The organism is Cupriavidus sp. 22TCCZM04-2, assembly GCF_057798895.1.
Window position 1 is genome coordinate 152,556 of sequence record NZ_JBYOJS010000001.1, and the last position, 11,831, is coordinate 164,386.

At 66.8% G+C, this 11,831-nt stretch carries 11 protein-coding genes; 8 read left to right on the forward strand and 3 right to left on the reverse strand.

Going from position 1 to position 11,831, the window contains the following annotated elements; translation table 11 throughout:
• Positions 1-151: 151 nt before the first annotated feature.
• Positions 152-940, forward strand: coding sequence for a gamma-glutamylcyclotransferase (locus AC3FKG_RS00680; protein WP_488742163.1), 789 nt, complete (start codon positions 152-154; stop codon positions 938-940).
• Between the two features lie 16 nt (positions 941-956).
• On the forward strand, positions 957-1,757 hold the full coding sequence (locus AC3FKG_RS00685) for an ankyrin repeat domain-containing protein (protein WP_488742164.1): 801 nt from the start codon (positions 957-959) through the stop codon (positions 1,755-1,757).
• Between the two features lie 25 nt (positions 1,758-1,782).
• Here AC3FKG_RS00685 and AC3FKG_RS00690 read toward each other — a convergent pair whose 3' ends face one another.
• Positions 1,783-3,495 (reverse strand): long-chain fatty acid--CoA ligase, encoded by a 1,713-nt coding sequence (locus AC3FKG_RS00690; protein WP_483708841.1) that lies wholly within the window; start codon positions 3,493-3,495, stop codon positions 1,783-1,785.
• A 199-nt stretch (positions 3,496-3,694) separates the two neighbouring features.
• On the opposite strand from AC3FKG_RS00690, the gene trxA reads away from it, so the two are divergent.
• On the forward strand, positions 3,695-4,540 hold the full coding sequence (gene trxA / locus AC3FKG_RS00695; protein WP_488742165.1) for a thioredoxin: 846 nt from the start codon (positions 3,695-3,697) through the stop codon (positions 4,538-4,540).
• A 70-nt stretch (positions 4,541-4,610) separates the two neighbouring features.
• A complete protein-coding gene (locus tag AC3FKG_RS00700) occupies positions 4,611-4,994 on the forward strand; it encodes a cupin domain-containing protein (RefSeq protein WP_488742166.1) in 384 nt (127 codons plus the stop codon).
• Positions 4,995-4,996: 2 nt separating this feature from the next.
• On the opposite strand, the gene AC3FKG_RS00705 is transcribed toward AC3FKG_RS00700, so the two are convergent.
• Positions 4,997-5,440 (reverse strand): bacteriohemerythrin, encoded by a 444-nt coding sequence (locus AC3FKG_RS00705; RefSeq protein WP_483708845.1) that lies wholly within the window; start codon positions 5,438-5,440, stop codon positions 4,997-4,999.
• A gap of 157 nt (positions 5,441-5,597) precedes the next feature.
• Here AC3FKG_RS00705 and AC3FKG_RS00710 point away from each other — a divergent pair, with 157 nt between their 5' ends.
• Entirely contained in the window at positions 5,598-6,176 is a 579-nt protein-coding gene (locus AC3FKG_RS00710; RefSeq protein WP_488742167.1) for a P-loop nucleotide/nucleoside kinase family protein, read from the forward strand.
• Here AC3FKG_RS00710 and tcdA read toward each other — a convergent pair.
• On the reverse strand, positions 6,173-7,045 hold the full coding sequence (gene tcdA, locus AC3FKG_RS00715) for a tRNA cyclic N6-threonylcarbamoyladenosine(37) synthase TcdA (protein ID WP_483708847.1): 873 nt from the start codon (positions 7,043-7,045) through the stop codon (positions 6,173-6,175). The genes AC3FKG_RS00710 and tcdA overlap by 4 nt on opposite strands.
• 178 nt (positions 7,046-7,223) lie before the next feature.
• Between tcdA and AC3FKG_RS00720 the strand changes: the two genes are divergently transcribed.
• The 3 genes from AC3FKG_RS00720 to pdxH all read left to right on the forward strand — a co-directional run bounded on the left by AC3FKG_RS00720 (position 7,224) and on the right by pdxH (position 11,755).
• Positions 7,224-9,578, forward strand: a complete 2,355-nt coding sequence (locus tag AC3FKG_RS00720; protein ID WP_483708848.1) for an AsmA family protein — start codon at positions 7,224-7,226, stop codon at positions 9,576-9,578.
• 248 nt (positions 9,579-9,826) lie between these two features.
• Positions 9,827-11,032, forward strand: a complete 1,206-nt coding sequence (locus tag AC3FKG_RS00725) for an MFS transporter (RefSeq protein WP_488742168.1) — start codon at positions 9,827-9,829, stop codon at positions 11,030-11,032.
• 84 nt (positions 11,033-11,116) lie between these two features.
• Entirely contained in the window at positions 11,117-11,755 is a 639-nt protein-coding gene (gene pdxH, locus AC3FKG_RS00730; RefSeq protein ID WP_488742169.1) for a pyridoxamine 5'-phosphate oxidase, read from the forward strand.
• Positions 11,756-11,831: the final 76 nt, after the last annotated feature.

Sequence of the window (11,831 nt, forward strand, 5' to 3'; positions counted from 1 at the left end):
CTCAACACGAGCTGGCCTGATCGAGAACAAGGCGGCCGTTGCGGATCGAGCGTTGCCTGGCGCCCACACCCTTGCCTGCCATCGACCCGATATGGCGCTCGTGCCGCTTCCTGGCCCCGCCCGTCGGCCGACTTTGCATTATGCTGGCAACATGGCCATCACCCGACAGGACCTCGAAACGGATCGGCTGCGCACCTCGCTGTGCAGCACGCCGGTCGCGTCCGCCCTGTTGCCCGTGGAAGCCTTCGAGCGTTCCCTGCACGAGGCACTGGCCAGCCGCCCCGACGACTGCGCCCTCCATGGCGATGTCTGGGTCTTCGGCTACGGCTCGCTGATCTGGAACCCGATGGTGGTGCATACCGATCGCCAGCGCGCCACCGTGCATGGATACCATCGCGGCTTCTATCTTTACTCCCGTATCAACCGCGGCACCTGGGATAACCCGGGGCTGGTGCTTGGCCTCGACCGCGGCGGCTGCTGCCATGGCATGGTGTTCCGTATTCCGAGCCACGTGGTGGAGCAGGAATTCCGGCTGTTGTGGCGCCGCGAGATGCTGACAGGCGCCTACCATCCGCGCTGGCTGCGCATCCGCACCGGCCCGGGCGCCGGTTCCGATGGTCCCGAGCAGCGTGCGCTGGCCTTCGTCATGAACCGCGACCACGAAGGTTATGCCGGGCGCCTGCCCGACGCCAGCGTGGTGGAGCGGCTGCGTCACGCCGTCGGCCTCTACGGCCCGGCGCGCGAGTATCTGCAGCAAACGCTGCTGGGCCTGGCCACCCATGGCGTCGACGACCCCTACCTTGGCCGGCTCTGGCGCCAGCTGCAGGACCATGATGCCGCCGATGCGCAACGCGGTCATGGCGGGTCGGCCCATCCGTCGCAGTCTGGTAGCGAAGAGGCGCCGCTGCCCGCGCCGGCAAGCCCGCACGAGACCGTCTGACCCAGGAGCGAACGCCATGACGCGCCCCTTTGTCCGCACCCGCCGCCACGCGCTTGCCGAAATGCTGGGACTGATGGGCCTGCTGAGCTGTGGCGCCCTGCTGGCCGGCCAGGGTGGCCAGACGCTGGCGGCACGCCCCGCCCGCAGTTCGGAGGAAGCGGGCTCGTCACGCGGCCCACACAGCAACGGCGCACACGTCCCGAATCACTCGGAAGGGATCACCGCACTGGACCGCAACCTGATCACCGCCGCGACCGGCGGCGATCTGGAACTCGTCAACCGCTTGCTGGCAGCCGGCGCCTCGGCGCAGGCTGTCGACGAACGGGGTCGCAGCGCGCTGCTGGCGGCGGTCTACAACCGGCGCGGCGACGTGGCAAGGACGCTGACTCTGGCCGGCGCCGACGTCAATCGCAAGGACGCCGAGTTGAACAGCCCGTTCCTGCTGGCGGCCGCCACGGGCCAGGTCGAGGTGGTGCGGCTCTCGCTGTCGCATGGCGCGGACCTCGCCAGCACGGACCGCTACGATGGCACCGCGCTGATCGCCGCCTGCCAGCACGGCAATGTCGAGGTGGTGAAGCTGCTGCTGCAGAAAGGCATTGCCGTGGACCACGTCAACCAGCTTGGCTGGACGGCCCTGCTCGAGGCCGTGATCCTCGGCGATGGCAGCGCGCGCTATGAAGAAATCGTGCAGTTGCTGATCGACGCCGGTGCCGACGCCAACCTGGCGGACCGCGAAGGCGTGTCGCCCACGCGCCATGCGCGCGAGCGCGGCTACAAGTCGATGGTCAAGATCCTCATGCGCGCACGCGGTCACTGACCGCGGCGCGCTCTGTTCCGCCGCCTCAGGCGGCCGGCGTCTGCGTGTCGGCCGTGCGCGCGTTCTCGGTTTCCTGCAGCTGGCGCCACATCACCTTGCCCGTGCCGGACTTGGGCAAGGCATCGACGAACTCGACCACGCGCGGGTACTTGTAGGCCGCCATGTTTTCCTTGGCCCACTCGACAATGTCCTCGGCCGTGGTCTTGCCTTTGGCCTGCGCGCGCAGCACCACCACCGCCTTCACGGTCTCGCCGCGATACGCGTCGCGCGTGCCGATGATGCAGGCCTCCTGCACCGCCGGATGCTTGTACAGCAGGTTTTCCACCTCGGCCGGCCACACCTTGAAGCCGGAGGCATTGATCATGCGCTTGAGGCGGTCGGTGATGAAGTAGTAGCCCTCTTCGTCCATGCGACCGAGGTCGCCGGTGCGAAAGAAAGTCCTGCCGTCGAACTGGATGAAGGCGTCGCGCGTGGCATCTTCCTTGCCCCAGTAGCCCTTGAACACCTGCGGGCCCGACACGATGATCTCGCCGACTTCGTTGGGCGGCAGTTCCTCGAGCGTGACCGGATCGACGATGCGGGCATCGGTATTGAAGGTCGGCACGCCCAGGCATTGCAGCTTGGGGCGATCCGCCGGATTGCTGTGCGTCGGCGCCATGGTCTCCGACAGGCCATAGCCTTCCAGGTAGTTCAGCCCGAACTGGTCGCGCAGCCGCTCGGCAATGGCCTGCGGCATGGCAGCGCCGCCGCCGCCGATGTAGCGCAGGCTGGACAGGTCGAACTCCGGCAGGTTGGGGCTGGCCAGGAAGTCGATCACCATCGTCGGGATGTTGGTCCAGTGCGTGACCTGGTAGCGCGAGATCAGGCGCCCGGCCACCTCGCGGTCCCAGCGCGGCAGCATCACGACCGTGGCGCCGCTGTAGATCGGGCCGTTCATGCCGTACTGCATGCCCGTCACGTGGAACAGCGGCAGCACCGACAGGATCACCGATTCCGCGCCACTCCCCGACCACGTCGAGCCGCCGATGATGTTGTGCATGACCGAACGGTGCGTGTGGATGCAGCCCTTCGGGAAGCCGGTGGTGCCGGAGGTATAGGGCATCACCGCCATGTCGTCGGGGCCGGCCGTATGCGGACCCGGCTGCAAGCCTGCGCCAAGCGCTTCGGCCCACGGCGTGGCGCCGGCCGGCAGCGGATGCTGCGTCGTCAGCCAGGCGGCCGGGGCGTCTTCGGGATGCTCGTGGGTCGCCGGCAAGGCGTCCGCATACTGCGACACCAGCAAATGCTGCAGCCGGTCGGCCGGCGCCAGCTCGGACTGGGCCTGCTCGACACCGGCGCCCAGGTCGGCAGTGCAGATGGCCACGCGCGCACCGGCGTCCGTGACGTAGTGCTTGAACTCTTCGGCCCGGTTCATCGGGTTGACTGGCACCACCACGGCGTCCGCGCGCAGGATCGCGTAGTAGCTGATGAGGAACTGCGGGCAGTTCTGCATGTACAGCAGCACGCGGTCGCCCTTCTTCACGCCGGCCTTCTGCTGCAGCCAGCCCGCCAGCGCGGTGGCCTGCGCCTCCAGTTCGCGGAACGTGACAGTCTTGCCGAAGTAGCGAATGGCCGCCTTGTCCGCATAGCGGCGTGCGGAAACCTCCAGGTTGTACCAGAGCGACGTCTCCGGCAGCACGATCGCGGTTGGCACGCGCTTGGGCCAGAACTGGAAATGCGGGCGAGCAAGGGTCTGCATCGAAGAGTCTCCTGGACGGTCTTTGGCGACCTGTTTGTAAGGGTGTCATCGACTATAACCGAACGATCGTTCTATTTTCAATCAATGGCTTTCCCCAATCACGCTCCTGATGTCGGGCTGGCACGGTTGCATTTGGCGCCCTTGCCCTCACAATCGCTGTATTACAGAACTCCACGCCTGCCCGACAGGCCCCGCAGCCATGAGCGACGTCACCTTGCAGAATTTTGAACCGGAAGTGATCGAGGCCTCATGCCACGCGCCGGTTCTCGTGGATTTCTGGGCGCCGTGGTGCGGCCCCTGCCGCACGCTGGGCCCGATGCTGGAAAAGCTCGAAGCGGAAGCCGACGGCCAGTGGAAGCTGGTCAAGGTGAATGTGGACGAAAACCAGGAGCTGGCCGGGCATTTCGGCGTGCGCAGCATTCCGCACGTGGTGGCCTTCGCCGACGGGCAGGCGGTCGACCAGTTCACCGGCGTGCTGCCGGAATCGGGCCTGCGCGAGTTCCTGTCGCGCCTCACGCCAAACCCCGCGCTACTGGCACTGGACGAGGCCCGGAACCTGGCCGCGGCGGGCGACCGGCAAGCTGCCGGTGATGCCTTCACGGCGGCGCTGGCGCTGGACCCCGGTTCCGATGCGGCGCGCTTCGCATATATCAGCTTCCTGCTCGACGGCAATGCGCTTGCCGAGGCGGAAGCCGAATTCGGCAAGTTGTCCGCGCAAGCTTCGCAGGACGACGCCTACACCGCCCTGCGCACGCGCGTGGACGCCATGAAGGGCGTGGCCGACCTGCCCGACGAGCAGACCTTGACGAACCGCGTCGCGGCCGACCCGCATGACCTTTCCGGCCGCCTTGACCTGGCACGGCTGCTGATCGCGCGGCAGCAGTACGAACCGGCGCTGGAGCAGTTGCTGGCAATCGTGCGCGCTGACCGCGGCTTCGAGGACGATATCGGCCGCAAGACCATGATCTCGGTATTCGACATGCTGGCCGACCAGCCCGACGTGGTGTCGCGCTGGCGCCGGCAACTGAGCACCTCGCTCAACTGACGGCCTCTGGACGACGTGGCGCGGTAAACTGGCGGCCCTGATTTCCGGCATTGCGCCCGCCAAACCCGCCATGACTGCCTCCGTGCGCCTGATCGATTTCCAAGCCGCCGCGCCCGCGCCGAGCCACGACCGCCCTCGCCCTGACCGCCTGGTCGCGGGCAACCCCGACCGTACCACCTGGACGCACTACAGCGCCCGGCATGGCGATTTCGATTGTGGCATGTGGGCGTGCGAGCCGGGATCCTGGCGCATTGCCTTTCCGGCCGGCAAGGAGGAATTCTTCCACGTGATCAGCGGGCGCATTCGCATCAGCGACGATGCCGGCGCGGCCAGCGAGTTCGGCCCCGGCGATGCCTGCGTGATTCCCGCCGGTTTCACCGGCCTGTTCGAAGTGCTCGAACCGGTGCGCAAGTATTTCGTCGTGATCGACCGCGAGGCGGCGCGCCCCGCATGAATTCAGGCCGGCTGGCCGGCCGGTGCCTCGATCAGCGTGAAGCCGTTTTCGCGCATGTGCTCGACCATCATGGTGTCCATCGACTTGACGTGGTGGTCGAACCAGCCGGACAGCTCGGCCACCAGGCGGCGGCCAAGATCCAGTTCCCCGTCGCTGACGACTTTGTCGCGCACGGCCTGGGCCACGGCCAGGACCTGCTTGTGTTCGCCGGCATGGCAATGCCGCGGGCCGAAGTCCATGGCCTCCATCCAGGTTTCTTCCTGGGCGAAATGATGCCGCGTGTGCTCGATCCATTCGTCCATGGCCGGCAGGAAACCGGCGTCGTCCGCGCGCGCGACGGCATCCAGCAACTGCACGAATTCCGCATGGGTGGCATCGGTGACCGGTTCGCCCAGCATGAGGTGGGCGGGCAGGCCGTCTGTGGAAAGCTGGTCTTTGGTATCCATGGATGGGGCTGGCACGGCGGGCGGCACGAAAAGAAACGGAAAGGATACCGAATTCAGTCCCGCGGCATCTGATGTTGCGCAAATCCTCCCCGAACGCGCGGGAGGTTATGCTTCCCGTTGCGCCGCCCCCGCGGCCCTCCGAGCCAAGACTTCCCAGATGCCACGACTGATCTTCTTCTGCGGCCATGCCGGCACCGGCAAGACCACCCTGGCGCATCGCCTGATCGGCCCGCTGATGCAGGCCACCGGCGAGCCGTTCTGCCTGCTCGACAAGGACACGCTGTACGGCCGCTACAGCGCAGCGGCCATGGCCGCCATCACCGGCGACCCGAATGACCGGGACAGCCCGGCTTACCTGGAAAACCTGCGCGACCCGGAATACCAGGGGCTGCTCGACACCGCGCGCGAAAACCTGGCCCTTGGCATCAGCGTGCTGGTGATCGGCCCGTTGTCGCGCGAGGTGAAAGCCCACCAGCTTCATGATCCGGCCTGGCTCAAGGTACCGGCCGGAACCGCCGTCCACATCGTGTGGGTCCACTTGCCGGAAGACGAGGCGCACGACCGCATCGTCCGCCGCGGCAACCCCAATGACGCCTACAAGCTGGCGCACTGGGATGCGTACCGCACGCGCCGCTTTATGCCCGCGCCGGCGGAATACCCCGAACTCGTCTACTTCAACAACCTCGCGCCCGGCGAGGCGGAAATGGACGCACTGCTGCGCGCATTGAGCGCTTAGACGCCGCCTCTGGCGATAGCGCCGATCACGGCCGACGCCGCCACGAAGCCGAACACCGCGGTCACGGCCACCGAGGAGCCAAAGCCCGCGCAGGCCAGCCCCTGCGGACCCGAGGCCGGCGCCACGGCCGTTGCCGGCGGCGCTTCGTCGATCTCGCACGCCTGCTGCTCGGGTTCGGGATATTGCAGCGGCTCGTCCGAATAGACCGCGGCAATGCCGAACTTCTTCTTCGGGTCGCGTGGAAAGCCCCAGTCCCTGCGCAGGTTCCCGCGCACCTTGGCCAGTAGCGGATCCTGGATCGTGCGGGCGAGGTCGTCGATGCGCACGCGCGTCGGGTCGAACTGTCCGCCCGCTCCGCCGCAGGTGATGACGGGCACGCCCTCGCGGCGCGCCCAGCCCAGCATGGCGGTCTTGACGCGCACGGCGTCGATGGCGTCGATCACGTAGTCATGGCCGCTGCCCAGCAGCCCGGCCACGTTGTCGATCGTGACGAAGTCATCGACCTGCGTGACGCGGCAGCGCGGATTGATTGCCAGGATGCGTTCGGCCATGGCCTCGACCTTGGCACGCCCGTAGGCATCGCCAAGCGCGTGGATCTGCCGGTTGGTATTGGACAGCGCGATATGGTCCAGGTCGATCAGCGTGATGCGCCCGACCGCATTGCGCGCCAGCGCTTCGGCGGCCCAGCTGCCGACGCCGCCGATGCCCACCACGCAGACACTGGCGGCTTCCAGCCGCGCCAGACCGGCAGCGCCGTAGAGCCGGGCCACGCCACCGAAGCGCCGGTGGTAATCGTCATCGGCCGTGCTTTCGTGGATCAGCGGCTCGGGCAATCCGGGCTGGCGGGAGGGGGAGACAGCGTCGTTCATGCTGGCAGTCAGTGCGGGCAACGCGGGTGGAAAAGCATGCTGGCGTGGCATGGCGCGCACGCCACCGTGTCAGCCATCCCCCGACAGGTAAGCGAAGCGCGCAACTATACAATAGACGTAGTGGCCCGTCCGCCGCACAGGTTGCCGTTGCCGGGCGCCCTCCCACAGGAGACTACCCATGCCGGTGCGCCGCAAGGTCATTCTCTGGGCAGCGCTGACGCCGATCCTGCTGATTGCCCTGCTACTCGTCCTGATCCTGACCTTCGACTGGAATCGCTTCAAGCCCTGGCTGAACGAGCGGGTATCGGACGCCATTGGTCGCCCGTTCGCGATCAACGGCGACCTCACCGTCACCTGGCGCTCCGCCGAAGGCGAGACCGGCTGGCATACGTTTGTCCCGTGGCCCCGGCTGTCGGCGCGCGACATCACCGTCGGCAACCCGGACTGGACCCAGTCGCCGAACATCGCGACCGTACGCGAGCTGATCTTCGTGCTGCGCCCATTGCCGCTGCTGTCCCACGAGATCGCGGTGCCGACCATCGTCATCGACAGCCCGGCGGTATGGCTCGAACGGCTGGCCGACAACCGCAACAACTGGACCTTTGATACCGGCCCCAAGAAAAAACCTTCTTCCTGGCACCTGGATATCGGTGAAGTCGTGCTCTCTCGCGGCAACCTGGCGCTGTCCGACCAGGCGCAGAAAATCGACCTGCAGGCGACGGTCGACACCATTGGCAATGAAGCGGTGTACGACAAGGCGCGCGACGGCGATCTGGTCGTGCCGAGCGCCTCCGCGCCGGCCGGCAGACCTGCACCATCGGCCGCAAGCGTCCCTTCCGCGTCCGGTCCACCGGCCAATGCCGTAGCCGGCAACCAGCGCTATGGCCTGCGCTGGAAGGCTACGGGCCGCTATAACGAAGCCACCATCAATGCCAGCGGAAAAGCCGGCAACGTGCTGAGCCTGCGCAATATCAACGTACCATTCCCGCTGCTGGCCGATGTGCGCGTCGGCGCGACCCGGGCTGTCGTCGAAGGCACGCTGACCGATCCAGCGCATCTCGCTGCGCTCGATGTCCACCTGCAGTTGCAGGGCGACAGCATGGCCAAGCTGTACGCGCTGACAGGCATCGTGCTCCCGTCCACGCCGCCGTACGAAACGCGCGGCCGCCTGGTGGGGACGATCCACAAGGGTGCCTCGGTCTATGCGTACCGCGGCTTTACCGGCCGTGTCGGCGGCAGCGACCTGAGCGGCACGCTGACCTACACGCAACGCGCGCCGCGGCCGCTGCTGGAGGGCAAGCTGGTCTCCAACGAGCTGCGCTTCGCCGACCTGGCGCCGCTGATCGGCGCCAACGCCAAGCCGGGCAAGGCGGCGCCGGACAGCAACGTGCGGCAGCCAGCCGACAAGGCCCTGCCGGTGGCTCCCTTCCGCACCGAGCGCTGGGACGCCATCGATGCCGACGTGCACTTCACCGGCAAGCGGATCATCCGCGATGAACGTCTGCCGATTACCGACCTGGTGACGCACGTGAAGCTCACGGATGCCGTGCTGCTGCTCGACCCGCTCAACTTCGGCGTGGCCGGCGGCAACCTCGTGTCCACCATCCAGCTCGACGGCAAGCGCGAGCCGATGGGCGCGAAGATCGACATGCGCGCGCGTCATCTCAAGCTCAAGCAGCTGTTCCCGACGGTGCAGTCGATGCGCGCCAGCATCGGCGAAATGAACGGCAGCGCCAAGCTGTCGGCAGCCGGGAATTCGGTGGGTGCGCTGCTGGCATCCTCCAACGGCGAAGCCAAGCTGCTGGTGGAAAACGGCACGGTGAGCAAGTTCCTGCTGGAAGCGATGGGCCTTAACGTGGGGAGCGTCATCATCTCGAAGCTGTTCGGCGACAAACCCGTGCAGATCAACTGCGGCGTCGGCGATTTCGCCTTCACCAACGGCATCGCGCGCGCGCGCACGTTCACACTCGATACGCAGGACGCCGAAATCAATGCCGTCGGCGCAATCGACCTGAACAGTGAAAAGCTGGCGATGACGATCCACCCTGACTCGAAGGGTATGCGAATCTTCTCGCTGCGCTCGCCGCTCTATGTCGGCGGTACGCTGAAGAAGCCGCGCGTCAGCCCGGACATCGGCATACTCGCGCTGCGGGCCGGCGGTGCGCTGGCCCTGGCGCTCGCTGCGCCCGTAGCTACAGCCGTGGTGCCATTGGTGGACCTGTCGTCCTCGAAGGAAAACCAATGCGGCCGCCTGCTGGCGGAACTGCACGATCGGCCGAGCGCACCGCCGCCGGGCAAGACCTACCGCGACCCGAAGGCGCCCAACGCGGCCAGTGCCGTGGCCGCGGAACTGCGCAAGCCGGGGCAGCCAGACAGCGCGAAGGGGCAAGCCAAGCAGGCTGAGCAGGCGCAGTCGGCTACCACCCCGCCGGCCCAGCAAGCCGCCGACGGAGCCCGGTCACCGGCGCGCCAGCCTGCGGCGCCGCCGGTCAACCGCCCCGCCAACGACACCGAGCTCTACAAGGGCGGTTGACGCACTCGGCCTTCATCGCTGCAAATTCACAACAATCCTGGCGTGAATTTTCGGTAAAGGTCGATTCTGCGTTGTGCCACGCCCACAGTGGGCGCATAATTAAACGGCCATTTACAAGATGTATCAAACAAATGGCACACTCCGGGTGCCGGCGACGGCGCCCTTCCGAAGGTGCGGCCCATGGCCGCCCTTGTTTTTTTGTTGCTTGCTGCAACCGGCAACAAAAAGCCGAATTCGCCGCCCGCCCCATGACGCTGCCCCATGCCGCCGTCCCGCCGATCAGCTGGCTGATCGCACTGACGGTGTGCAACCACGTGGCGTTCAATGCCAGCCGCGTGGTGGTGTCCCTGTTTGCCATTTCCCTGAAGGCGTCGACCGTGACGCTGGGCTTGCTGATGTCGCTCTACGCGCTGCTGCCCATGCTGCTCGCGATCCGTGCCGGCAAGCGCATTGACGAGATCGGTCCGCGCAAGCCGATGATGGCGGGCTCGCTGATGGTCGTGGCGGGCACGCTGCTGCCGGCGGTATGGCAGGAGATTGCCGCGCTCTACGTTTCCTGCGCGCTGATCGGCGTGGGTTTCATGCTCGTCCAGGTGGCGATGCAGTTGCTGATCGGCCAGGTTTCCACCAATGACACGCGCCTGCGCAACTACACGCTGCACGCGCTCGGCATGTCGGTGTCGGGCACGCTCGGTCCGGTGGTGATGGGTTACGTGATCGAGCATGCGGGATTCCGGCCTGCGTTCCTGGTGCTGGTCGCGGTCGCGCTGGCCGGACAGGCCGGACTGCAATGGGTGCGCCCACGCCTGCCCCCGCAGGGTGGCAACGCCGGTCGCATCGCCATCGAAGATGGCAGCCGCCGCTCCACGCTGGACCTGCTGCAGCATCCCGAACTTCGCGCCGTCTTTGTCGCCAGCGCGGTCCTGTCGGCCGCCTGGGACCTGCACGCGTTCCTGATTCCGATCCAGGGCTCGCGCATCGGCCTGTCGCCATCGGCGATCGGCTGGGTGCTGGGCGCGTTCGCCATCGCCACGTTCGCGATTCGCGTGGCCATGCCGATGGTGTCGCGCCGCCTGTCGGAGTGGAAGATCATCCGTATCGCGCTGATGGTGGGCGCATCGGCCTACCTGGCCTACCCGTTCGTCGCCCAATTCTGGATGATGTGCGGCCTGGCCTTCATCCTTGGCCTGGCCCTGGGCAGTGCCCAGCCCAATGTCATGAACATCCTTCACACGGCCTCGCCCAGCGGCCGTGCCGGCGAGGCGCTGGGATTGCGCTCGGCGGTACTCAACACCAGCCAGGTGGTATGGCCGCTCACGTTCGGCGTGGTCGGCACGGCGCTGGGCATGCTGCCCATCTTCCTGTCCATGGCGGGCGCCATGGGCATGGCGGGCCTCTATTCACGGCGGCAGTCACGCCCCGCGCCAGCGAAACTTGCGCCGCCGTCGCATTGATTTGCCGGCACACAAATGCGGCTTGCAGCGCATTCGCTATACTGAAATCAACCGGCTTTCCGGCTGATTCCAACCGAATGCGACATGACTCAACTCGCTGACCTCCGCCGTACCTATGTCCTGGGCTCCCTGAACGAATCGGAAGTGGCGGCCGACCCGATGGCCCAGTTCAAACGCTGGTTCGACGAGGCCGTGACCGCCAAGCTCCCCGAGCCCAATGCGATGACGCTGGCCACCGTCGGCGCCGACGGCCAGCCTTCGGCACGCATCGTGCTTCTCAAAGGCATGGACGAGAAGGGCTTTACCTTCTTTACCAACTACGAGAGCCGCAAAGGGCTTGACCTCGCCGCCAACCCGCGCGCCGCGCTGCTGTTCCATTGGGTGCAGCTTGAGCGCCAGGTGCGAGTGGAAGGGCGCGTGGAAAAGGTCGAGGACGACGAGAGCGACGCGTACTACGCCTCGCGGCCGCTGGGCTCGCGGCTTGGCGCCTGGGCCTCTGAGCAAAGCCGGGAGGTGCCTGGACGCGATGTGCTGGAGCAGCGCGAATCCGAGTACCGCGCCAAGTTTGGCGAGAACCCGCCCCGCCCGGCACACTGGGGCGGCTACCGCCTGGTTCCAACCGCGCTCGAATTCTGGCAGGGCCGGCCGTCGCGCCTGCATGACCGCATCGCGTACCGGCTGGACGCTGCCGACGGCTGGAAGATCGTGCGGCTGTCTCCCTGATGGGTGCACAGCACATTTCGGCGAATTGTCCTAAAGTGGGATAAGCGTCGCTTTGGGAGTGTGTCAGGCACCGCGT

What these genes read in the sequence shown, in the direction of transcription:
- trxA (WP_488742165.1), top strand. Translation starts at nt 3,695, where the DNA reads ATGAGCGACGTCACCTTGCAGAATTTTGAACCGGAAGTGATCGAGGCC.
- AC3FKG_RS00710 (WP_488742167.1), top strand. Translation starts at nt 5,598, where the DNA reads ATGCCACGACTGATCTTCTTCTGCGGCCATGCCGGCACCGGCAAGACC.
- pdxH (WP_488742169.1), top strand. Translation starts at nt 11,117, where the DNA reads ATGACTCAACTCGCTGACCTCCGCCGTACCTATGTCCTGGGCTCCCTG.
- tcdA (WP_483708847.1), bottom strand. Translation starts at nt 7,045, where the DNA reads ATGAACGACGCTGTCTCCCCCTCCCGCCAGCCCGGATTGCCCGAGCCG.
- AC3FKG_RS00720 (WP_483708848.1), top strand. Translation starts at nt 7,224, where the DNA reads ATGCCGGTGCGCCGCAAGGTCATTCTCTGGGCAGCGCTGACGCCGATC.
- AC3FKG_RS00680 (WP_488742163.1), top strand. Translation starts at nt 152, where the DNA reads ATGGCCATCACCCGACAGGACCTCGAAACGGATCGGCTGCGCACCTCG.
- AC3FKG_RS00700 (WP_488742166.1), top strand. Translation starts at nt 4,611, where the DNA reads ATGACTGCCTCCGTGCGCCTGATCGATTTCCAAGCCGCCGCGCCCGCG.
- AC3FKG_RS00705 (WP_483708845.1), bottom strand. Translation starts at nt 5,440, where the DNA reads ATGGATACCAAAGACCAGCTTTCCACAGACGGCCTGCCCGCCCACCTC.
- AC3FKG_RS00725 (WP_488742168.1), top strand. Translation starts at nt 9,827, where the DNA reads ATGACGCTGCCCCATGCCGCCGTCCCGCCGATCAGCTGGCTGATCGCA.
- AC3FKG_RS00685 (WP_488742164.1), top strand. Translation starts at nt 957, where the DNA reads ATGACGCGCCCCTTTGTCCGCACCCGCCGCCACGCGCTTGCCGAAATG.
- AC3FKG_RS00690 (WP_483708841.1), bottom strand. Translation starts at nt 3,495, where the DNA reads ATGCAGACCCTTGCTCGCCCGCATTTCCAGTTCTGGCCCAAGCGCGTG.